Origin of the sequence: Povalibacter sp. (assembly GCF_036735925.1) — a bacterium.
In the GTDB taxonomy this organism is placed as follows: Bacteria; Pseudomonadota; Gammaproteobacteria; order Steroidobacterales; family Steroidobacteraceae; genus Steroidobacter.
The window spans coordinates 1-21676 of sequence record NZ_DAINNK010000048.1 but is presented as its reverse complement, the minus strand read 5'-3'; the positions used below and the strand labels follow the sequence as shown (position 1 = coordinate 21676).

The 21676-nt window shown below is 64.2% G+C and carries 15 protein-coding genes; 2 read left to right on the top strand and 13 right to left on the bottom strand.

Annotation, left to right across the window (positions count from 1 at the left end):
• Positions 1-18: 18 nt before the first annotated feature.
• From V7D81_RS14945 to V7D81_RS14920, 6 genes are all read right to left on the bottom strand, one after another.
• The gene (locus V7D81_RS14945) at positions 19-1575 is read right to left on the bottom strand and encodes a CoA transferase (RefSeq protein ID WP_324317634.1); all 1557 of its coding nucleotides are present in this window, start codon (positions 1573-1575) and stop codon (positions 19-21) included.
• Between the two features lie 19 nt (positions 1576-1594).
• On the bottom strand, positions 1595-2923 hold the full coding sequence (locus tag V7D81_RS14940) for a hypothetical protein (RefSeq protein ID WP_324317632.1): 1329 nt from the start codon (positions 2921-2923) through the stop codon (positions 1595-1597).
• 12 nt (positions 2924-2935) lie between these two features.
• Positions 2936-4279, bottom strand: coding sequence for an OprD family outer membrane porin (locus V7D81_RS14935; protein ID WP_324317630.1), 1344 nt, complete (start codon positions 4277-4279; stop codon positions 2936-2938).
• Positions 4280-4302: 23 nt separating this feature from the next.
• Positions 4303-5478, bottom strand: a complete 1176-nt coding sequence (locus V7D81_RS14930; protein WP_324317628.1) for an amidohydrolase family protein — start codon at positions 5476-5478, stop codon at positions 4303-4305.
• Between the two features lie 41 nt (positions 5479-5519).
• Positions 5520-7037: a hypothetical protein gene (locus tag V7D81_RS14925; protein ID WP_324317625.1), complete on the bottom strand. Its 1518-nt coding sequence runs from the start codon at positions 7035-7037 to the stop codon at positions 5520-5522.
• A 161-nt stretch (positions 7038-7198) separates the two neighbouring features.
• Complete coding sequence (locus V7D81_RS14920) at positions 7199-7606, bottom strand: response regulator (protein ID WP_324317623.1); 408 nt, start codon at positions 7604-7606, stop codon at positions 7199-7201.
• A gap of 208 nt (positions 7607-7814) precedes the next feature.
• Here V7D81_RS14920 and V7D81_RS14915 point away from each other — a divergent pair, with 208 nt between their 5' ends.
• Together V7D81_RS14915 and V7D81_RS14910 are read left to right on the top strand one after the other, a co-directional pair.
• Positions 7815-9614 carry a sensor histidine kinase gene (locus V7D81_RS14915; protein WP_324317621.1) on the top strand — a complete coding sequence of 600 codons (1800 nt, stop codon included), beginning with the start codon at positions 7815-7817 and terminating at the stop codon, positions 9612-9614.
• Positions 9604-10233, top strand: a complete 630-nt coding sequence (locus V7D81_RS14910) for a response regulator transcription factor (RefSeq protein WP_324317619.1) — start codon at positions 9604-9606, stop codon at positions 10231-10233. Before V7D81_RS14915 ends, V7D81_RS14910 begins: the two co-directional genes overlap by 11 nt.
• A 117-nt stretch (positions 10234-10350) precedes the next feature.
• Here V7D81_RS14910 and V7D81_RS14905 read toward each other — a convergent pair whose 3' ends face one another.
• The 7 genes from V7D81_RS14905 to V7D81_RS14875 form a co-directional block, all read right to left on the bottom strand.
• Positions 10351-12366 carry a TonB-dependent receptor gene (locus V7D81_RS14905; protein ID WP_324317618.1) on the bottom strand — a complete coding sequence of 672 codons (2016 nt, stop codon included), beginning with the start codon at positions 12364-12366 and terminating at the stop codon, positions 10351-10353.
• 91 nt (positions 12367-12457) lie between these two features.
• The gene (locus tag V7D81_RS14900; protein ID WP_324317616.1) at positions 12458-12706 is read right to left on the bottom strand and encodes a DUF2946 family protein; all 249 of its coding nucleotides are present in this window, start codon (positions 12704-12706) and stop codon (positions 12458-12460) included.
• Positions 12707-13074: 368 nt separating this feature from the next.
• Entirely contained in the window at positions 13075-14715 is a 1641-nt protein-coding gene (locus V7D81_RS14895; protein WP_324317614.1) for an alkaline phosphatase D family protein, read from the bottom strand.
• Positions 14712-15848, bottom strand: a complete 1137-nt coding sequence (locus tag V7D81_RS14890; RefSeq protein ID WP_324317612.1) for a hypothetical protein — start codon at positions 15846-15848, stop codon at positions 14712-14714. Before V7D81_RS14890 ends, V7D81_RS14895 begins: the two co-directional genes overlap by 4 nt.
• Entirely contained in the window at positions 15848-18907 is a 3060-nt protein-coding gene (locus V7D81_RS14885) for a TonB-dependent receptor (RefSeq protein WP_324317610.1), read from the bottom strand. The genes V7D81_RS14890 and V7D81_RS14885 overlap by 1 nt, the downstream gene beginning before the upstream one ends.
• Positions 18908-18984: 77 nt before the next feature.
• Positions 18985-19563 (bottom strand): RNA polymerase sigma factor, encoded by a 579-nt coding sequence (locus tag V7D81_RS14880; protein WP_324317608.1) that lies wholly within the window; start codon positions 19561-19563, stop codon positions 18985-18987.
• A gap of 82 nt (positions 19564-19645) precedes the next feature.
• Complete coding sequence (locus V7D81_RS14875) at positions 19646-21586, bottom strand: pyrroloquinoline quinone-dependent dehydrogenase (RefSeq protein WP_324317606.1); 1941 nt, start codon at positions 21584-21586, stop codon at positions 19646-19648.
• Between the last annotated feature and the right edge of the window lie 90 nt (positions 21587-21676).

Sequence of the window (21676 nt, the reverse complement as noted above, 5' to 3'; positions counted from 1 at the left end):
TCAGTCCTCGTCGCTGCGCTACGCCTGGCTCATATGAGCCGCCACTGCCTTGAAGAAGGCTTCGGAGTCGAACTTCTTCGGGCGCGGCAGCCACGCAGGCTGATCGGCGCCGCGCGGCGACAGCACGTTCATGTAATGGTGAGGCGTACGCGAGAGCGTGACGTTCTCGGTCAGCCCCTGGTAGATGCCCATGGGAGTCAACGACGTGAAGAGCTGCGGATCGATCAGCTCGTGTTCGCCGCCGGTACCGACGACCTTGTTCACGTAGTTCCAGTCGAAGAGCCCGAGACTGGTACACCACATGGCGCAGCGGCCGAGCGAGGCATGGACGCGATAGCTGCCGCCTTCGGTCGCGCGACGCGCCAACGCGGCCATCGCTCCCACGGTGGCGAGCCAGCCGCACAGGTAGTCGTTGATGATGCCGGTCGGCGGCAGTTTCGGATCATCGAGAGACCCTTCCGCTGCGGACATGCCCGTGGCCGATCCGGCGCATTGATCGAAGCCGATGCGCTTGCTCCACGGCCCGCCTTCGCCCCACAGACTGAAGGTCACGTGGATCAGTCCGGGCCGGACCTTGATCGCACTCTCCAGATCGGCCCCGAGTTCCTTCAGCAGTCCCGGACGGCGGTTGGCGTAGAAGATGTCGGCATCGCGCAGGAGTTCATAGAACCGTTCCCGTCCGTCCTCCGAACGCACGTTGAGCCGCGTGGAACGCACGCCGATGTTGGAGCTGGTGAACATCAACGCCTGCTCGATCTCCTGGAATCGCCAGACGTTGAGACAGTCGGCGCCCAGCGAAGCCAGCGAGCGACCGAAGCCGGCGCCGGCGATGACGTGCGCCATGCCGAGCGCGCGCACGCCCGACAGCGGCTGCGTCCCCCAGCCGGGCAACGGTTCGGGCGGAGAGTCGCCGACCTTCTCGAGTTCGATCAGCGGCAGCGACGCCAGATAATCGAAGACCGGCTCGCGGATGAATTCCTCGACCGAGCGCACCTTGACCATCACGAGACCATGCTGCTCGCCGAGCGCCTCGAGTTCGTCACCCGTGCATTTCAGAAAGACTTTCGCGAGCGCCTGCGGCGAATCGGAGCAGTCCAGGATCTTGAGCATCTTCGCCCTGACGCCGGGGTAGATGTTCTGCGGCAGCACGTGCCGGCCGTCCTTCGTTTTGTAGTACGACTGGAACGCCAGCGTGTTGCGGTCTTCGAGATCGTTGGGCAGACCGTTGAGCATCTCCCACTTGAACTCGTTGATCGGTGCGAGCCGGCGTGCGGCCTGGCCGAGATCGACGCTGATGTCCTGGCCGAGCCCGCCGCGCATCCGCCACAACTTCGCAGCGGCGACCGACTGCGCGACGAGCGCGATGGCCGGCAGACCGCCGAGGCGGATGGTGCTGGGAAACAGCGGGTCCTTCCTGGAAAAGGTGATGCGGCCGCCGCAGTCCTCCGGACTCAACCCCACGATCGCGAGCAGATCCTTCAGATGCGCGTGCGGATCGAAATCGTCGCTGGTGGCGCGCTGGTTGACCGCGCGAAGCATCGCCTCGCGCAGATGGGCAGGATTGAGCTTTTCCATGGATCGTCTCCTGAGATGACTAGTGATCTGCACCGGCCCGCAGCCGCATGCGCATCACGGCCGCGCGATAAGCGATTGCCCCGCCCCATGCGGCGAGGGTCGCGGTCACGATGATCAGCAGCACGTAGAGAAACACCCGGTCGACGATGCCTTCGAGCCGGCCGGTCGCGGCCTGCATCGCATCGTCCAGTGCCGGCGCGGCCGCCGCGGCATTGCGCGACAGCGCATCGAGTTCGCGGATCGTGACGGCCAGCTCGCGCAGCATCTGCGTGTATTGCGTGATGTCGAAGCGCTCCGCCTGCGCAGCACCCTGCCCGCTTCGTACCGGAAATCGGGCGGCGATGCGATCGAAGGTTTCGAAGGCGGCGTGCACGGATTCGGCGGTTTCCGTTCCTGCCTGCAGCGTGGAGCGCAGATCCGAGCTGAGCGCACGGACGGTCTGCTGGCGATCGTCCAGCTCCCGCATGAACTGCGACAGCAGCGCTTCGCGCTGTTCATCGAGTACTTCCGGCAGCGAGTCCACGAACTGGTCCGCAGCACTGCCCACCAGCGACACGCGATCGATACTCGCCAGCGCCGACCTCGCCTCCGGCGTCACGGCGAACTGATAGGCGACGCGCTGCACCTGGATGTCGAGCAGTCCGGGCATGCGCTGCAGATAGAAGATCGCCCGCTCGGCCATCTCGCGCGTCTGCGTGATCTCGCGCACCGCGGGATCGAGTTCGGCGAAGGGATCGAGCCCGAACAGCGAGAAAAGATTGCCCGGACTGCTGCTTTCGCCAGGCCGTGGATGCCCTATGGACTTCGCGAACTCCTGAAAATGGATGAAACCCACCGACTTGATCTGCGGGTTCGCCGCGCGCCAGTCGCGGATGACCTGACGCAGTTGGGTCGCCTGCGGTTCCGTCAGCACGCCCACCGCCAGCTTCCATGCGCTGTCTTCCATTGCCCGATGCGTCTCGCGCACCTGCTGCGCACGCGTGCCGTACGTCCGGTCCACCCACAGATCGTCCAGCACCATCCTGCTCAGCGTCGCGAGCACGACCATATCGAGCGAGTTGCTGATCGGATTCGGACCGCTGGCGATCATGTACACCGACTGCGCCTGCTGCGCCTTCCAGTTCTGCGCGTCCAGGCGTTCTTCGGCGCTGTGCGATGTCTGCTGGAACTCGGTCGCCGACTCGGTCACCCGGCCCGCATATTCGTCGGCGAAGCGCATCACGCGCAGGTTGAGATTCCGCAGTTCCTCCGCCTGCCGCACTGCCTCGCGATGTCCCGGCATCATCTGCTGAATCATCGAGCAGCCTGTGAAGAGGCAGGCACTCACGATGATGAGCGGGACTTTCATGCGAATGGTTCGTCACAGCGCGTCGAACGCGTAGTTCACGATCACCCTGAAATCGAAGAAGTCGTCCCCGCCTTCGCTCTCTTCCTGATCGATCCACGCACCGCGCAGCCGGATCGCCAGTCCCTTCAGCACGCTCTCCTTCGCGAATTTGTAGTCGACGGTCAGGTCGTACTCCCTTTCGTCGGGCGTGGCGGTGGGGCCGCTGTCCGGCGTCTTGCCGGTCGCCACGTTGGCGAACAGGCTGAGGCCGTCGAGGGCGGTTCCCTTGAAGTCGTACGACGCGCCGACCATCCAGGCGTCCTCGCTGGCGCGGTCGAAGTTCTCGACGATGATGGACAGATAGTTCGGCGGACCACCGAACGGACTCTGGATGCCGCGCTCGCTACCCGCAGTGCTGGCGGCGAGCCGGAAGCTGGCATTGGGAATGAACAGCTCCGCCATGACGGCGGTAAGGTTGGTCGAGAAATCGCCGATCAGCGCATCGCCCTTGCTGCGCTGGTCGGTGTACTGGGCATAGCCGCGCAACGACACATCGCTGCCGAGCTGGAAGGATTTCTCCGCCTTGATGAAGAAGGTGTCCATCACTTCGAAGGCGCGCTGATAGGTCGCGCCGATCAGGCCGCCGTCGCCGAACGTGTACTGTGCCGCCGCCAGCGCCAGTCCTTCGTCGGTGCCCGCGGCCCCTGCCGCTTCGGACATCGGGATGAACTCGTCGTCGTTCTTGCGCTTCATTTCATCCACGTAGGCCGCGATGTACGACCAGCCCGTCTTCGACGGCCGCCCGAGCGCGACGGCCTCGAAGGTGTTCTGCACCATGCGGATGTCGTGCTTGTTGACGAACGGCAGGTCGAACGACTGGCGGCCGAGCCGAAAGCCCGTGTCCTCGCCGATGCGGGCCGTGACGAATGCCTCGCCCAGGACCGTGAAGGATTCCTGCCCCGGCTTGAAGAGCTGCGTACCGTCCTTGTCCTCGGGTCCGTACAGCTTCTGCGACGTGAACAGCGTCGCGCCGATCGCGATGCGGCTCAGCCACCATCCGGATCGATACGCCAGTGCGCCGCCAAGCGACCAGCCAGCGTTGTCCGGATTCGTGTCGCGATCCCGGTCGAGATAGTAGCTGCGGGGTTTGATCGCCAGCGAAGTGCCCTCCCAGAATCCCCGCAGTTCCTCGTCGACCCTGACCACGTTGATCTGGTTCTGCTGGTTTGGCTCCTCGTCGCGCCGCTCCGCGTCCGGCACCGCAGGCGTGGACTGCTGAGCCGCCGCCATCGACGACAGCAGCAGCCCGCCCAGCCACATGGCGCCGGACGGGCATCTGCGCTGCGCCGTCCGTGCATCGATCCGCTTCGCGCTCATCGCTGCTCTCCTGTCCATGGCGGCTACTTGCAGATTTCCGGCGCCTGGTAGTCGAGATTCATCAGCCGGAAATAGTTCTCGCCGAGCGCGATCTTGCGGAAGGCATCGTCGCTCAGAAATTTGAGCGCGCGGCTGGTGACCTCGAACTCCTTCGCGTACTGCTCGAAACCCTTGTTGCGCGCGGCGACGAAATCCGAGCCCGGCAGGATGCGGTCGGGATAGACGTTGAAGAACGCGATGAACTGCGGACCGAACTCGTGATACGCGTTGTAGAGCACGTCCCACGAAATATCGAGCATCAGGTTCTTGCTCAGCGCGAAGGCTTCCGCCATGAGGCGCACGTGCAGCGCCGGATCCATGTGCTGCAGTTCCTTCGACAATCCTGCATGCGCCCAGACGATCTTGTTGTCCGGATACTTCTCCAGAATGTGCTTCATCAGGTACACGTTCCTGGTCGGCTCGGCATCGCTGCCGAGATCCATGTGCAGCGTGACGGGAATGCCACGCTCGCGCAGGACCTTCATGAACGGCGCCCAGGCGTCGATCGACGCAATCGTTGCCGGCTCGTGCTTGTTCGGCACCAGCGCCTGCTTGAACACGTTGAGCTCGCCGGACCACTTGAACATGCCCGGGAACTCCCTGTCGTAGAGTTCGATGGTCTTGACGATGTCTTCGGGATGCGCGAGATCCATGAATGTCATCGACAGCGTGATGTTCAGGTTCGGATGCGGATACGCTTTCGTCTCCTGTCCGTTGACGAAGTCATTCTTGATGCTCGGCAGCGCCGACGTGCCCGGACAGTCGAGGTAGTAGGTGCATGCGGAGCGCATGTCGAGCGACTGGCCGATGCCGAAGTAGTTGACGAAGCGCACGCCGAGCTTGTCGAAGTATTCGAAAAGTTCCTGCGGTGGAATCGCCTGGCCGCCGAAGGGACGCGGATGGAAGTGCGCGTCGACGACGGGCGTGTACGGCTCCTTCTTGCGGTCGTAGCAGGCCTGTTCGTTACTGGGCTTGGCGAACGACGCAAGACTGCGGTGCGGCAGTGCGGCCTGCGCTTTCCACGGAGCATCGGCGTCCGCTGTCGCCGGGGCCGCTGCAGGTGCGACAGGCACAGCGCTTTTTTCCGGCTGCGTGGCACACGCACCCAGCATGGCCGTCATCACCGCACCGAGCGCGGCATTTCTGAGGATCGTCGACATAAAGAACTCCTTGGGATGTCTGTCCGCTGTGTATGTGTCGTTCAGAAGGAAAGCTCGGCGTTGGTCATGAAGATCCAGCCATTGGCGCCGACGGGATACGGCAGCATCACCGAACCCAGCGGCGCATCCTCCATGTGCAGCAGTTCCGAGTTGATGCGGAACCCACGCTTCTTCCACGGCCACCAGTTGATGCCGACGGCCGCATCCCAGGGATCGCCGTACTCGCCCCAGACCTTGGAAGCGCCTGCGTAAACCTGGAACGTCGAGGGAATCAGCATGAAGGAGCCCTGCACCTGCATGCCGTCGTCCGTCAGTTCATCGATATCGAGCGCGGCGTTGGTGCGGAAGTTCTTCAGCCAGCGACGATAGGCCTCGGCCTCGAGATAGAAGCCGCGATACTTCATGCCGGCGCTCATCGACAGCAGCCGGTAGTCGAGCTTGTTCACGATCACGCCGGGCGCCAGCGCATCCGGAGTGAACACCGTGACGCCGTCGGACAGCCGGATCTGCGTGTTCTCCGGCGCATCGAGGCCCGGCTGGCTCTCGCGATCTTCCGTGCTCGTGGTGAAGTGGGCGCTGAACAGCGTCGCCAGCTTGTCGTGGTGCTCGTAGTCGCCGAAGCCGGCGCGCGGTCCGAATTCGCCGGTGGTCGGCATCCACGTCAACGCGGCGGCCACCGTGTTCATGTTGTCGTCCAGCCGTGCCGCACCGGCGCCGAAACCGTTGAGATTGTTGCCGAGACCGATCTTGTAGTTCAGCGTGTCGGTGATCTTGCCGTTCGCCCAGATGCCCTGGGTGAAGCTGCCCCGCATGAAGTCGTCGGCCATCAGGCGCGCATCGACCCGATCCCACCAGGGGAACTGTCCGTCCATGCTGCGTGTCGACGGCAGGGCAAGCACGCCGCCGCCGAGGGTGACGGCATCGTTGAAGGTGTAGGTCAGGTTGCCGGCCGTGAGAATGCCGGTGGTGCTGCCGATCGTGGCGCCCGAGGCCCACACATAGAATGTGTATCTGAACTTGGGATCCAGGAACCATCCCTGCGTGTAGAGGAAGACCTTGTTGATCTCGAAGTCGTTGCGGATGTCGACGTCGCGCGTCAAGCCGAAGTGATCGACGTAGGTATCGTCGAGCCCTTTCTGGTTCAGGTAACGCAGATAGCTGAACACGCTGAGCTGCAGTTCGCCCCACTCCGTGCGTGCCACCGTGAAGCCCCTGCCGGGCGTGAACAGGCCGAAGGGTTCGTTCGACTGCTGCTCCGGATCCTGGAACGGTGCAGGCGGCAATGTCCCTTGCGCAGGTGGCGGCTGCGACGCGGCCGCAACTGCAGGAACGCTGCGGCCGGACAACCGCGCCACTTCGCTTTCGAGTTCGCGGATCCGTGTGTCGCGCGACGACAGTTCGCGTTCGTAGGAGGCCTGCCGCTCTTCGAGGCGGCGCAACCGCTCCTCCATCCCGCCAGCATCCTGCGCATGCGCCGGCATTCCCAGCCATGAGAGCAGCACGCACGCCGCCGGCGCGCTCAGGCACTTGATACGGACAGGAACTTGCCGGCTGCGCATGATGCTGCTCTTTCCTCGTTGAGTCGTCCGTGCAGGCAGTCGCAGACTTTCGTCGCGGGTGACGATGCTAGTAATCGATGGGCGTGATCGCATCCGAAGAACTCCGGGAAAAAGAACGTGGGAACTACGGAACCGCAACGGCAGAAAGTCGGGTGCGTGCATCACAGCGCACCGAGCGCCATGCGCGCGTGCAGCGAGATGTAGAGTGTCCCGCGCAGCGCCGACTGCACCGCCTGCAGCAGCTCCTCGCCCGCATCGCACTTCAGCACGTAGCCCAGGACACCCTGCGACTGCGCATGCCGGATCATTTCCGGCGCGTCGGAGATGCTCACGAACACCACGGCGAGTTCGGGATAGCGATTGAGTACGGCGCGGGCGGCCAGCAGTCCGTTGCGTCGGGGCATGGCGATGTCCGTCACCACGGCATCCGGCCGCTCCCTTTCGACAGCCTGCAGCAATGCATCGCCATCGCCGACCACTTCCACGTCGTAGTGATCGGCGAGCACGCTGCGCAGTTGCTCGGCCACTGCGTCGTGATCCTCCGCGAGCACGATTCGCTGACGCCTCATGGGCAGTACTGCTCCACCGTGCGCCCGACTGGCGCTCGTCGTGAGGCACAGGCTAGGCAGCTCCTTCGGCGCCGGCATCCGGAGAACCGCGGGAAAGCGCACGTGGAAACTACGGGAAGCTGGCGGCAAAAACGGCAGGCGCGGTCATGCATCCATAGCGACGGCCGGGCTATGCTATGGACAGACCCGGCAGACAACACTGGCATTCATGAACTTCGGAGCGACAGGACTGGCGCTGCTGATCGTGGCATTCGCCGCGGTTCCGCTTGCGCATGCGTCTCGAAGCCCTCCGCTTCCCGAAGAGCGCGCAATCCTGCTGATCTGGGAACAGGCGCCCGAGTTCGAGTACGTGCGCCAGATCAACGAAGGTTTTCGCAGCGGCATCTCCCAGGCCGCGAAGCCGCCGACCGTCTACATCGAGTACCTGGACGATCTGCGGTTCGGCGACCGAAGCGCGCACCGGCAGGACTTTCTGTCCTGGCTGTATCGCAAGTACGAAGGCCGGCGAATCGATGTGATCGCGGTGACCGCCCAGGCCACGCTGCAGTTGCTGGTCGACCGGCCGGCGCACATGTGGCCCGACGTGCCGATCACGTTCGGTACGCTGGGCGAGCTCACAGTGGACATTCCGGCCGCACATCCGATCGTGTCGGGTCTGGTGCTGGAGAACTATTTTCCCGAGTACCTGAGAGTGGCGCGCAGGCTGCTGCCCCACACGCGGCGGATCGCCATCGTGCAGGGCGCGTCGAAGCTCGAGCAGGAGCGCGCGGGCTGGTGGTCGGCGCAGGTCCGCGAACAGGGACTCGAAGTCCTGAACCTCTCGGGATTGCGCGAAGCCGACCTGTTCGACCGGCTCACTCGCCTGCCGGACGACACCATCAGCTTCTATTTCGGCATCGTGCGCGATGCCGACGATCGCCCTTTCCTGCCGAGCGAGATCGCGCACCGGCTCGCCACCGCCACCAATCGTCCGATTTTCGGCCTCGAAGGCAAGGACGCGTATCTCGGCATGATGGGCGGACCGGTCGCGGACTGGCGATTGACCGGCCGCGAATACGCGCGCCACGTGCTGGAACGTCTCGATGGTGCGCCGCCCCGCGTCGAGACGCTGTCCGCCACCCGCTACACCTCGATGGTCTTCGACGCGCGCCAGCTCAAGCGCTGGCACATTCCCGAAAGCCGTCTGCCGGCCGGCAGCACGGTGGAGTTTCGCGAGCCGAGCCTGTGGCGCGACCATCGGAATACCGTGATCGCTGCGCTCGGCATCGGCCTGGTACAGACATCGCTCATCGTCGCCATCCTGTTCGAACGCCGCAATCGCGCGCGCGCCAGAGCCGCGCTGAGCGCGAGCTACACCCAGCTGCGCAACCTCACTACCCGCCTGATCACCGCGCAGGAGGAGGAGCGCACCCGCATTGCGCGCGATCTCCACGACGACATCGGCCAGCGCGTCGCATCGCTGTCGATTGCACTGAGCCGCCTGAAACGCGCCGCCCCGGACGACCAGAACCGCGGCGAACTCGCCAGCCTGCAGCAACAGACGGCGTCGCTGTCCACCGATCTGCGGCATCTGTCGCACGACCTGCATCCCGGCGTGCTCGAGCATCTCGGACTGCCGCAGGCATTACGTGCGCGCTGTGATGAATTCACTGCGGAAAGCGGCATCGAGGTAGAACTCTCTGTAGATCCGAATTGGCGCAGCTTGCAGAAAGCAATAGAGGTTTGTCTGTACCGGGTTACGCAGGAAGCCCTGCGCAATGTCTGGCAGCATGCGCGGGCGCAACATGTGCATATCGGCCTGGAGCACGGAGAGGACTGCGTTCGGATGCAAATCAGCGACGATGGCAAGGGATTCGAGCGCAATGGTACCGAACGCGCCGGACTGGGACTGGTCAGTCTCGGCGAGCGGGTGCGCATGCTGGGAGGAACGCTCGACATTCGCACGGCGCCACAATCAGGCACGGTCCTGAGCGTGACGTTACCCAGCGGAGCGTCCGATGCGTCCTAGCGTGCTGCTTGCAGACGATCATGCGATGGTCGCCGAGGGACTCGGTCGACTCATCGACGATGTCGGCGAACTGATCGGCAAGGTCGGCGATGGCATGCAACTCATCCGGGAAGCGCTGCGGCTCCAACCCGACATCATCGTCAGCGACATCGCGATGCCCGGCATGAGCGGCCTCGACGCCATGCGCCAGCTGCGTGCCGAAGGCAGTGCCGCACGGTTCATTTTCCTCACGGTACACGCCGAGTTCGCCCTTGCCGCGGAGGCGATGCGCGGCGGCGCCAGCGGCTACGTGCTGAAACATGCGGCCGGAGAAGAACTGCTCGATGCGATCCGCACCGTGATGGACGGTCGGACCTACGTGACTCCGCTCATCACGCGCGGCTTGCTCAGCAAACTGGATGAACGTGCGGATCCGTCGCCGCAGGATCTCACGCCACGCCAGATCGAAGTGCTGAGACTGATCGCGCAGGGCAAGCGCATGAAAGAGATCGCACACGATCTCCACCTGTCGATCCGCACCGTCGAAGACCACAAGTACCATCTCATGCAGACGCTGCAGCTGGAAAACAATGCGGAGCTGGTGCGGTTCGCGCTGCGGCAGAATCTCGTGCCTGAGTGAGATTCCGCGAGCACCATCAGATCTTCTCCGGCCCTTCGTTGTTGAAATAGCCCTGTGGGGCCGGCTTCAGCCGGCCTGAAAACAGTCAGGCTGAAGCCTGACCCACAGGAACCATCCTCAGAACTCCACGCGCGCCCCCAGATGCAGCGCACGACCCGGCAGCGGCGCGATGTCCTTGAGCGGCGAGGCGTGCTGACGCGCATCCTCGTCCAGCAGGTTCGTGCCGCGCAGGAACAGCAACGCATGTGAATTGCCGATCGGCAGTCGATAGCTCGTATCGAGATCGACCAGGGTGAAGCTGTCCGTAGGCAACTCGTTCGCCGCGATGCGGTCCTGTCTGTCGTAGTAGTACGTGTCGAGACCGAGGTGCCAGTCACCCTGGTCGTAATGCAGCCCGGCGCCGAAGCGCAGCGGCGGGATCTGCGGCAGATCGTCGCCGTTGTCGAGCTTGCCGCGCACGTAGTCGGAGGCGAGTCGCAATTGCAATGAACGGTCGCCGGACGTCAGCAACGGGAACAGCACCTCGGCCTCGACGCCGTGAAACTTCGCGCCGCCCTGCATGTACTCGAACACCTGGAACTCGTCGCCCTCCTCCGTGGGCTGGAACACGCCGGTCGGGTTTTCGTAGATGTAGTTGCTGTAGTCGTTGTAGAAGGCACTCACGGTCCACTGGATGCCATCTCCCATGCGACGCAGCGACAGATCCGCAGTGACGGCCTCTTCCTTGTCGAGATCCGGATCGCCGGTTTCGAACCGCTGTGCCGCCACGTGCGGCGCTTCCGGGCTCGCGTACAGTTCGGTCGACTGCGGATTTCGCTGGGTGCGCGTCACATTCAGCGCCAGCGCATTGTCCGTGCGGAAGTTCCAGACCGCACCGGCCGACAGGCTCACCGCCGTTTCATCGTAGTCCGGCAGCGCCGCCGCGGGGTCGACATCGATCGTCTGCTTTTCTGCACGCGCGCCGAGTTCGACCGTCCAGGCATCGAAGTGCCGCTCCTCGAAAGCGAACACGCTCATCTGCCGGGTCACCGACGACGGCACGAACGCCTCCTCGCCGATGGCGGCGAAATCGACGTCGACGTATTGAATGCCGGTCGTGCCGCGCCAGCCATTGCCGAGATCGTTGTCGGCGGCGAGTCGCGTCTCGTAGGCCGTCTGATTGAACACCGTTCCCGGTTCGCCCGGGCCTTCGAACTCGGTATGCGTGTAGTCGTTGTACGAACCGCTCAGGTGCAGCATGGTCAGCGCGCCCTGCAGATCCCACTCGGCCTTGCCGTCGAAGCGATCCTGCTTCATGTCGATGAAGGCTTCTTCCTCGCCGGGAATGCCGTACGTGGTTTCGTAACGGCTCCACGACACACCGCCGCGTGCGGCGGCGCCGACCAGCGAGGCGCCGAGCGCACCGCCTTCGGCTTCGCTCGCGGTGTTGGGAATGTAGCCGCGAATGTCATCGGGCTCCTCTCCGGCTTCGATCAGCTGGCGACGCAACGCGTCGGACTGTGCATAGCCGGGAATCTCGACGTCGTCGGTGTCGCGCTTGAAGTAGTCCGCGTGGAACGCCAGCAGCCCCGCGCCGCCATCGAGCGATGCGGCGCCGGTGCGTTCGTTGGTGGCCGTATCGCCGCGCAGTTCGACGGCGCCGCCGAGCGGCTCGCGCGGCGTGCTCATCGGAATGCGGTTGGTCACCACGTTCACGAGGCCGCCCGATGCACCGCTGCCGTACAGCAGTGCGGCGGGTCCTTTGATCACTTCGATCTGCTGCGATACCACCGATTCGACCGACACGGCGTGGTCCTGGCTGAGGCTCGCGACATCGAGCGAGGCGAGTCCGTCCTGCAGCGTCTGCACGCGGTAGCCGCCGAGCCCGCGAATGACCGGACGGCTCGCACTCGGACCGAAGTAGGTCGAACTCAGGCCGAGTTCCTTCGACAGGGTTTCGCCGATGCTGCTGGCGATCTGGCGCCGCAACGTGTCCCCGGCAAGGACGGCGGTCGGCTGCGCGACTTCGAGCGGACTTTCGCGCAGCGCCGTCGAGGTCACGACGACCTCTTCGGGTTCGCCGTCGGCGGCCAATGTGGATTGGGCAATGAATAGAGCAGCCGCGCCGAAGCGCAGCAGATTGAACGGATGCATGACGACTGGATTCCTGAAAATGGCACACGGATCGCGACGGCACGGCCGGCGCGACGGATCCCTCGATGACGAGGGGCAATGACAGTGCGGTTCAGGAAACGGGAGGAGCGCGTGGACGGGCCGACGTCTGGATCTGCGCCGGCAGGCGGGCAACGACGGTGATGACCGGAATGGTTTCGGCCGGGGCCGCCCTTTCGATCGTATGGCTGTGGCCGGGCTCGCCGGCGAGACCGCCGAACGTGATGCAGTAGCCGCAGACGGCATGATGAGCGACCGACACCTGCGTCGCATCGTGCTGATGCGCGACATGCGCAATCGAATTCAGCGCGAACGCCAGCATCAGCGCTGCGAATGCAATTCGCAGCCACTGCGGCGGGGTTCGGGCTAAATGGAAAATGCGCATCGGGAGCGGCGTTCCAGGATGGCCGGAGAGTACGGAATGCGGCGTCGCAATGTAAAGGGTGCGCGCCCTGATTCGCCCGGTCTGGGCATCATCCCGCGACCGTCGCAGTCCCTTTCGTCTTTCTGGCCTTGAAGGCCGGCTGATTGTTCTCTCCGGTTGTTCGCTGCCTCTTTTGTAGGTCAGGCTTTAGCCTGACTCTGATAAAGAGGCCGGCTGAAGCCGGCCCCACAGTAAGAGCCCTCCCCCGCTGCGCGGAGGAAGGGGAGAACAAAACGGATTGGGATTCCCTGCCTTGATTGAACGGTTCAGACCGGAAACCTGCGTCGCCCCCGCTCGACGGCAATGCGATGCGCGCCGGCCACCTCCGTGCTGCGCGACTTCGTCGTTCGCATGAACAGCCACTCGCCCGTCACTCGTTGCGGCGTGATGTCGATCAGCAGGTAGCCGCGCTGGCTGGTGTCGGCCCAGACCAGTTCCGGATTTCTCGCAATGAAGGCACGAGCGACTTCTTTCGGATCGGCACCCATCTGCCCTTCCATGCCGGGAGACGTCACGCTGTGACCGGCAAACTCGACGCCCGCGGGCTGTCCGTCTTCCGCCAGCGAATAGGCCCAGGCGTTGTGACTGTCGCCCGACAGCATCACGAGGTCCGCATCGGCTTGCTGGGCGGATCGAAGCAGGCGCGAACGGGCGGCCGGATAACCATCCCAGCGATCCATCCACATCGGTACGTCGAGCCGCGACGCACGCACCTCGCGACGGAATTTTTCCACGGTGCGCGCGCTGGTGCCGGGGCGAAGCCAGTCCGGCGCCTCGTCCGGCATCAGCGTTCGTCCCATGATCGTGCCCATGCCGACCATCTGCCAGTGTGCAGCCGACGCATTGCGCCTGAATTCGTGGGCGAGCCACGACTCCTGATCCGAGCCCAGCATCGTGGCAGTCGGATCGCGCCAGGCACCGTCGCGGAACTCGCGCAGTGCTGCCTCGGGATCGTCGGCTTCATGCGCCTTCGCCAGTTCCGGATAGGCGGGTCGCGTGCGCGCCAGCATGCGCGATTCGGTGCGGTACAGCGTCGCGAGTGTGCCGATGCGATACGCCTGCCACGGCTCTTCGGATACCGGCAGCCACTCGCGATACGCCTGCATCGCTGCAGCACGGCGCGCGTTCCAGTCGCCTTCGGATTCGGGCTGGTGATTCTGCGCACCGCCTTCCCAGCTGTCGTTGGTGATCTCGTGGTCGTCCCAGAGTGCGACCATCGGTGCCCTCTGATGCAGTCGCTGCAAGTCGGCATCGGCGCGATAGCAGGCGAATCGCAGTCGATAGTCGGCGAGGCTGATCATCTCGTGAGCGTGCGCCGGCATGATCTCGCGGCCTGCCACCAGCTTGTCCTTGAACGATGCGATGCCGTATTCGTAAAGGTAATCGCCGACGTGCAGCCACAGATCGAGATCCTCGCGCGCCGCCGCGTGGGCATAGGCATTGAACCAGCCCAGCGGCAGGTTCGAGCAGGAGAACACGCCGAGGCCGAAGCGATCGACCTCGCCCACCGGCAATGTTTTCGTGCGCCCGACCGGCGACTTGCCGCCATCCGGCGCAATGAAGCGATACCAGTAGGTCGTGCGGGGCTGCAGACCGTCGACCGTCAGTTTGACTGTCCAGTCGCGGTACGCGCCGGTGCGCCCGCTGCCGCCGGCAACCACGCGGGTGAAATCGGCATCCGTCGCAACTTCGACCTCGACGCGAACGTCATCGACGTTCGCCGACGGAACGTAGCGGGTCCACAGCAGCATGGAATCGCAACCCGGCTCGCCGCTCGCGACATTGTGCGTGAAGCCTCTCGCCCCCAGCAGGTCTGCGGCGAGACTGCGGCCGATCGGCAGCATCAATGCGCCCAGGCCCAGCGTGCCGCCGACGATGAGACGGCGGCGTTCGATGTCGATGCTCATGGAATCCTCTTCCCGGTAACGGGCACGAACGGCCGGGTCGCATCGCCTGTCCAGCGCATCAGGGTGAGATCGGCAGTCTGTGCGCGCTTGCTGCCCGAGTTCACCGAGACAAAGAACAATCCGGCGCCGACGGGCTGGAATCCGACATCGGCCTTCTGATTCCAGCCGCGCACGCCGGTGGCAGCATCCTTCAGGCCATCGTCGGCGAGTTCGAGCAATTGCTTCTGTTTGCCGTCGGCAGCGGGCACGCCGACGAGATCGCCCGTCTGCGGCTGCGTGCGCGCATCGATCGCGAACAGCAGGTAGTTGGGAAACGACGGCTTCCTGCCCCGGTAGACGCCCATGAACCAGCGCTGCAGCGATTCGTCGTAGGAAAGATTCTGCACGCCCCACGTCGTGTTGCCGGTGCGGACGAAGTACTTTCCATGCAGTTCCGTGGGACCGCTGCGATGCGGCTTCGCCTCGTCCAGAGGTCGCGCGTATCGGTGCCAATCGCTGACGTCGTACTGCAGCAGCACCTGATGGTCGTTGTCCTCGCGCGCGGTATTGCCGTAGATGCCATAGGCGACCGTGAGATAGCGCGGCCCATCGACCTGCCCGAACGCAGGACCGAAACCGACGCCATCGATTCCGGAGCAGCCGTAGCGGCGATCCACGGTGTCGTCGAGTCTGCCGTCGCCGTCGAGATCGGCGCCGTAGTCGCTCGCCACTTCCGCGAGATGAACCGTGCGGAACACGTCGCTCGTGCCTGCCTCGATCCCGGGACGATCGATCCGGCCCGCATCGATCAGTGCGATATAGAACGCCCGGTCTTCCTTGTATTCGAGCGATCCATAGAGCTTCCCGTCGGCCGGATTGAAATCGAGATCGCCGAGGTGACCGGTCCAGCCGACCAGCGTGCCGATGAGCCGGCCGCTGAAATCGTATTTCGCCAGCAGATCGGTGAACGAGTAGTAGAGGTAGCCGCCCTGCACATCCACGGCGATGCCCTGCACATGTCCGGAAGGCCAGGTGCCGCCGTTCTGCGCGAGCGGCAACCGGGACAACGACGTGGCGACGGGTTCAGCCGTCGCCACGAACGTGCACAACAGCAGCGCTGCTGCCACCCGGATCGTCGAACGTGGATCAGACATCAGAAAGTGACCTTGACGCCGAAATTCCACATCGAACCGTAGATCGTGTACTGCTGAACGCGGCTCGGCACGTTCGAGTAGATGATGTCGGGTTCGTTGAAGATGTTGCGGCCGGCGAGTTGCAGTTCGATGTTGCTGGTCGGGCGGTAGCTGGCGCTCAGGTTCCAGAGGTCGCGCGAGGTGTGATACAGGATGCCGTTGTTGGCGGTGGTCGGCGTGTTGTTCAGGCCGCTGACCCGGTACTTCGACTGATAGTTGCCGTTGATCTTGATGTCGAAGGGACCGTAGCTGTAGCCGACTCCCCAGTTGGCCGCGCGCGCGGGTGTGTTCTGGCGTTCGCCATCCGTCTCGATGCGCGTGATGGAGCCGTACAGACCCAGGCCCCGCAGCGCCCCCGGCAGGAACGTGAGCTGCTGGTTGTACTCGAACGTCAACCCTTCGTTGGTGCTGGTGCCGGGCATGTTCTGGGCGCTGCGGAACGTGTAGCCGGCATATTCGTCGGGATTGAAGCCGACGTCTTCGGGATCGACGGTGATGCCCGTCACCTGCATGTCCTGCATGTCGAGCCGGTAGTACGACAGGCCGAGGATGCCGGACGGTTCGAGGTAGTACTGCAGGCTCGCGAAATACTTGGTCGAGTGCTCCGGCTTCAGCTCCGGATTCGGCACGGTCACGATCATGGTGTCGTCGTTCACCGCGACCACGCCGCCGAGGTTGCCGTAGTCAGGACGCAGGATGGCTTCGCTGAAAGCAAGCTGGCCCACCAGCTTCTCCGTGAAGTCGTATTTGACGCCGCCGCTCGCGAACCAGTCGTCGTACTCGCCTTCGCGCGTGGAGTACACGCCGTCGTTGTACTGGTACATCAGGCCCGCGACGGTGTTGGTCGCCAGGCCCGCCGCCGCCACTTCGCTCGCCGGACGGATGTTGGCGATGCGCGCAGCCGTCTGCGTCTTCTCGTAACGCAGGCCGAGATCGAACCGGGCGTCGCCGACGCGCGTCTGCGCTTCGAGATACGCAGCATCGACCTGTTCCTGGATTCGCTTGTCGTTGTCGAGCTGGCGCTTCAGGTTGCCGACGGTGTCGGGCACGAAGTATTCGGGGTGTTCGCGATAGATGTCGTACATCGCGTAGTGACTGTCGGCCCGCCAGTTCTGGGCGTTCATGTTGCCGGCATCGAAGCCGATGATTTCGAACTGGTAGTTCTGCGTCCACGGAATGACGGCCGCAGGATCGCGCTGCGTCAGGTCGCCGTTGGGTCCGACGTACTGGAACTGCTGGAAGGAGCCTTCGTTGGTGCGCCAGTCGTTCTTGCGGCTGCCCAGGCCGCCCATCAGCGTGAGCGGCAGGTCACTGACCGTGAGTTCCTTCTTCAGGTCGAGGTAGCCGCCGTACTGTTCGTTGATGGCGTCGGACTCGGAGGTGCGGACGTTGTTGCCGATGTCTGCATCGAGATTGAAGTTCCTCGGGTTGCTCCAGTCGCGGCCGGCGGTCTGCGTGATCGTCCAGGCATTCGAATCCTCCGACGGACGATCGAGCGTGAAGCCGATGCCGGTCAGCCAGCTGTCCGTGCGCTGGAAGAAGCCCTTGCTGTTGTCGCGGAAGTTGAATTCCGATCGCGAATAGCTCGGACGGAAGGCAGCTTCCAGCGTATCGCCCTTGAATTCGATCTTCGGCGCGATCGTGTAGGTCGGCGTGCCGGCGTAGCGATGCGAATACTCGGTGCGGAAGCGCGTGTTGTTGCCGTTCGGATTCACGACGATGTGCGTCGGCGTCGAGCCCGGCGCCGTGTAGGACGTCGAATCGGTGCCGAAGTAGAGATACGTGTACTGATTGAAGTACTCGACGTCGTAGAGCGAGTAGGTGCTGCGCAGCGACAGGATGATTTCGTCCGTCAGCTGGAAGTCCGTGCTCAGGTTGGCCGCCGTGCGGCTCGTCATCTTCGGGCCGGGGCGCCACATGACGCGATACGGCAGAACGCGGCCATCGGCGAGGTAGGACCAGTCGGTCTGGATACGATCCTGCTGCACGTAGTTGGCGTTGTAGCTGGTGTTGAACGCCACGCCCCAGCGGCCGTCGAAGAACACATCGCCGAAACCGAACTGGCCCGACGGATAGATCGTCGAATGCTTGCGGTCGTCCGGGAAATATTTCCTCGAGGACGTCGCATCGGACGTGCCGACGCTGCCGATCTGCAGCACCAGATCGCGGTCGGTGCGATCGAAGGCGTACTTGCTGCGCAGGTTGATCTGGCCGCCGGGAGAATCGGCCTCCAGACGCGCGGTGAGCGTGTTGTTGAGTTCGATCGACTCGATGCCGGTGATGGACATCTGCTCGAAGGAGTTCTGGCGGCCGGTATTGTTGTTGGACGTGGCGGTCGCCATGCGGGCGCCGTCCACGGTGAACGTCGAATACTTCGGATCGAGGCCGCCGATGCGCACGGCAGTGGCATCCACTTCGGTGTAGTCGAGGGAAATGCCGGGCATGGACTTCATGAATTCGCCCACGTCGCCCATCGTGAGTGCGCCGTAGTTGTCGGCGGCGACGACGTTCTTCGCGTTCATGGCGGCGCGCCGCTCCATGATGGCGCTGGCCTGGCCGTCGCGCCGCGCGGTGACGATCACCATGTCCAGATCGGCGGCATCGGCCCCCGAAACATACGAAGGCACCTGCAGTTCGACATCGAGCGTCACGACTTCGCCCGCGACGACGGTGGCGGCGCTTCGCGATTCCTTGAGGCCGGTGTATCTCACCACGACAGTCACGTCGCCGGCCGGCACGCCGCTGAGACGGAAGTTTCCGCCGTCCTCGGAGTAGGCGACGATCGTCGTGCCTTCGACACGGATCTCGGCATTGCGCACGTACTCGCCGGTGGCGGTGTTGAGCACGCGGCCGCGCACGCCGCCGCTACGCTGGTCCGTCTGTGCACGAGCCGCTTCCGGTCGCGCCAGCGCCGGGTCGGCGCCTGCCGCGGATGGCGTGCGCTGTTGTGCCAGTGCCGCGGAGGAAGCCAGTGCAGCGGCAATTGCGCTGGCCAGCAGGACGTTCTTGCAACGATTCATGTTCTGAGATTTCCCGGTGGACCGCCGATGGCGGAGTCGAGAACAGAGAGCCGCGATGAATGCGTTTCCGCCACCTGTCAAAAAAAGTTCAACTTTCCCGTCTCTCCGCCACTCGCGATCCAGTCGCCCAGCCAGCGAATGCCGCGGACGATGTGTTTCTCGACGGTGTTCTCCGACAGTCCCATCTGTGCGGCGATCTCGCGCTGGGACAGTCCACGCACGCGACGCAGGATGAAGGCTTCGCGAGTCCGGCCCGGCATGCTCTCGATCACGCCGGCCAGTTGACGCAGATCATCGTGTGCGATGGCCATCCGTTCCGGAGTGGCCGCCTCATCGGCGATTTCCATGGTGCCGAGATCCTCGACCGCCAGGATCGGCACGATGCGCGCACGCCGGATGTTGCGTACCATCAGCGAATGCGCCACCTGAAACAGATAGGCGCGCGGATTCAGGATGTCGTCGATGCGCTCGCGCTCGGCCAGCAGCGCATAGCTCTCCTGCACGATGTCGTCGATGTCGACGGGCGCGCGACGGCGCGACAGCCAGCCCCTGAGCGCCGCTTCGTGCGGCAGGATGCATTGCATGAACCAGCGCGTCCTTTCGATGTCTTCCAGGACGACGTCGATGTCGACCCCTGCTGCCGTTCGATCGCGCACACCCGCTCCCCAACATCTGCCGGGAAGCAAATGCCGGAAGATCGTAATCGGCGTATGTGTCGGCGTTGTTGCACCGAGGTCGTCAGCGTTTCAGTTTGTACGCGACCACCGAGTCGCCCATCGTCGACTGATACATGCTGTGACCGCCGGCAGGAATCACGACGTACTGCTCGCCGCCTGCTTCATACGTCACCGGCACGCCCACGCCTGCCGCGGGCAGCGGCGCCTTCCACAGCACCTTGCCGGTCCGGATGTCGAAGGCGCGCAGCATGTTGTCGAGCGTGTAGCCGATGAACACCAGGCCGCCGCCGGTGACGAGCAGGCCGCCTGCACCCGGCGTGCCGAGATCGAAATCCATGTCCCAGGGCGGACTGAACGGCATCATGTTTTCGATGCTGCCCAACGGGGCTTCCCACACGATCTTGCGCTGAACCAGGTCGACCGCGGTCAGCGCCGCCCACGGCGGTGCCGAACACGGCGCGCCGAGCGGCGACAGCAGCGGCTCGATCTTCGGTACGAACGGTGAGCCGGCGTCCGGGAAGATCATCGGACCGCCTGCCTCGATGGCCTGCGATGCTTTCAGTTCGGCTTTGTCGCGCGGCACGAGCGTGATGATCGCGGGCACGCGATTCGAAGGCACGACCATGATGTTGCTGGCCGGATCGTAAGCGCCGCCGCCCCAGTTCGGTCCGCCGCCCATCGACGGCGAGAAGATCGTCCCCTTCTCGCTCGGCGGCGTGAAGATCGGCCCGTAGTTGCGTTCCTCGATCCTGCGGCGGCACAGCCAGCGATCGAAGAACGTGAAGCCCCAGGCATCGTCGGGCGAAAACCCCTGCGGCGCCACGGCCGGCATGCCTTCGGGAAACGGCTGCGTCGGCGAGAGTTTTTCTCCCGCCACGGTATTCGTCTGCGGCACCGGACGTTCGACGATCGGCACGAGCGGTCTGCCCGTCGCGCGGTCGAACATGAAGATCAGCCCGGTCTTGTTGTTCTGTACAAGCGCCGGAACCGTGCTGCCGTCCGCCTGCGGCAGATCGATCAGCAGCGGCGCGCTCGGCGTGTCGTAGTCGAAGACGTTGTGATGAACGAACTGGAAATGCCAGACGACTTCGCCTGTCGATCCCTTCAGGGCGACGATCGATGAGGTGTAGTGATTGTCGCCGGGACGTCCGCCGCCGTAGAAGTCGCCCGAGGAACTGGTCGTCGGCAGATACACGAGATCGAGCGCCTGATCGACCGACATGGTCGACCACACGTTGCCGCCGCCGTATCCCTGCGTGCCCTTGCCCCACGACTTCATCGCCGGATCGGCCGCATCGCGCGGTACCGGATCGAATTCCCAGCGCGGCTGACCGGTGCGTGCATCGAAGGCCAGCACCCGGCCGCTCGGCGAATCCACGCGCTGATTGTCGGCGACGGCCGAACCGACGACGACGACATCATTGACCACCGCAGGCTTCGATCCCGCGACGACTTCACCCGCGAAGATCTCCGGCTTGGTCGATTGCATGCGCACCTCGCCCTGCTGGCCGAAGCCCGCGCAGCGCTGGCCGGTCTTCGCATCGATCGCCATCAGGCGATAGTCTGCGGTGCCGAGGAAGATGCGCGAGCGGCAGGCCGCATCCGCCGCCGCCTGCGTATCGACCCAGTGCGAAATACCGCGGCACTTCTGCGTGCCGATGCTGGGGTCTTCCGGATCGAACGCCCAGCGCTGCCTGCCCGTCTGCGGATCGAGCGCAATGAGTCGCCGCGTGATCGTGCAGACGATGAGGTTGCCGTCGATCAGGCTGGGCTGGTCTTCGAAGGCGATCAGCTTGTCCGGCACCTTTTGCGGCGGCACTTCACCCGTGTGGAATTCCCAGGCCGGCTGCAGGTTCGCCACCGTGCCGGTGTTGATCTGCGACAGCGCCGAATAGTTGGAACCGAGTTGATGCTGATCGACCGTCGTCTGCGCCGCAGCGAACGATGCCGAAGCCAGCGCCAGAGCGCAGGCGCTCCAGCGGAGTCGTGATCCGGACGTCATTGTTGTCGATCCCCCTGAGACCGCTGCCGATGGCAACGGGGCGATATGATATACAGTGTTTCACATCTCCCGCCAGCGTTCTTGCGGGTT

Coding starts and splice junctions, on each gene's coding strand:
- V7D81_RS14930 (WP_324317628.1), bottom strand. CDS start 5,478: ATGTCGACGATCCTCAGAAATGCCGCGCTCGGTGCGGTGATGACGGCC.
- V7D81_RS14935 (WP_324317630.1), bottom strand. CDS start 4,279: ATGAGCGCGAAGCGGATCGATGCACGGACGGCGCAGCGCAGATGCCCG.
- V7D81_RS14925 (WP_324317625.1), bottom strand. CDS start 7,037: ATGCGCAGCCGGCAAGTTCCTGTCCGTATCAAGTGCCTGAGCGCGCCG.
- V7D81_RS14875 (WP_324317606.1), bottom strand. CDS start 21,586: ATGACGTCCGGATCACGACTCCGCTGGAGCGCCTGCGCTCTGGCGCTG.
- V7D81_RS14905 (WP_324317618.1), bottom strand. CDS start 12,366: ATGCATCCGTTCAATCTGCTGCGCTTCGGCGCGGCTGCTCTATTCATT.
- V7D81_RS14895 (WP_324317614.1), bottom strand. CDS start 14,715: ATGAGCATCGACATCGAACGCCGCCGTCTCATCGTCGGCGGCACGCTG.
- V7D81_RS14890 (WP_324317612.1), bottom strand. CDS start 15,848: ATGTCTGATCCACGTTCGACGATCCGGGTGGCAGCAGCGCTGCTGTTG.
- V7D81_RS14900 (WP_324317616.1), bottom strand. CDS start 12,706: ATGCTGGCGTTCGCGCTGAATTCGATTGCGCATGTCGCGCATCAGCAC.
- V7D81_RS14915 (WP_324317621.1), top strand. CDS start 7,815: ATGAACTTCGGAGCGACAGGACTGGCGCTGCTGATCGTGGCATTCGCC.
- V7D81_RS14920 (WP_324317623.1), bottom strand. CDS start 7,606: ATGAGGCGTCAGCGAATCGTGCTCGCGGAGGATCACGACGCAGTGGCC.
- V7D81_RS14910 (WP_324317619.1), top strand. CDS start 9,604: ATGCGTCCTAGCGTGCTGCTTGCAGACGATCATGCGATGGTCGCCGAG.
- V7D81_RS14940 (WP_324317632.1), bottom strand. CDS start 2,923: ATGAAAGTCCCGCTCATCATCGTGAGTGCCTGCCTCTTCACAGGCTGC.
- V7D81_RS14945 (WP_324317634.1), bottom strand. CDS start 1,575: ATGGAAAAGCTCAATCCTGCCCATCTGCGCGAGGCGATGCTTCGCGCG.
- V7D81_RS14885 (WP_324317610.1), bottom strand. CDS start 18,907: ATGAATCGTTGCAAGAACGTCCTGCTGGCCAGCGCAATTGCCGCTGCA.